General features: G+C 54.5%; 1 protein-coding gene. It reads right to left on the bottom strand.

Annotated features, from left to right (window positions below; all coding sequences use genetic code 11):
- Positions 1-582 (bottom strand): hypothetical protein (locus LI241_RS15545; protein WP_227161096.1); only part of this gene is annotated, 582 nt, incomplete at both ends.

The following is a 582-nucleotide window of genomic DNA, read 5'->3' on the forward strand; positions in this document are numbered from 1 at the left end:
TGGCATTGGGGAAGGTCTGCCACTGGCCATTGACCTGAATGGAAACCGGGTGTTCGTCCAGCACTTCCTCAAAGATTTTCTCCGGCTCAGTCACAGGGACTGGCGGCTCCGGCTCCTCAATATGCAACCGTTCCACCACCACATCATAAGGTAGATGGTTCTTATCGCCCGAATAGACGGCCACGGTCTCGGAATGAAAGGCTGGGGATTCGGCAGACGGTTGGGGCTGTTCTTGTCCAAAGCCATCCAGCTGACGGGCATACATCCCGCGCAGCAAAGGCGCAACCTCATCCCAGCGGAAATACAGCACAGCCAGACGCTTTTCCTCTGCATCCATGACTTCCAGCTCCATGCCTTGTGCCGTGGTACGGTAATCGGCAATATCGCCGGTCTCCAGATTCAGGGTCTCGATCTCACGGGGATAGTTTCTACTCAGCCAGTAGGCGATCTCGCTGTTGCTCCTGCCAGATTGAAGTAGCGTGGAAAGCTGCTGTTTATCTGCTTCATCCATCAGTCCATGGGACAATACATCCCGCAAGTCCTGATCTGCCTTGTCCGGGTCAATAGGAAGAAACTCGGTAT

The organism is Longicatena sp. 210702-DFI.1.196 (assembly GCF_020563125.1).
GTDB classification, from domain to species: domain Bacteria; phylum Bacillota_I; class Bacilli_A; order Erysipelotrichales; family Erysipelotrichaceae; genus Longicatena; species Longicatena caecimuris.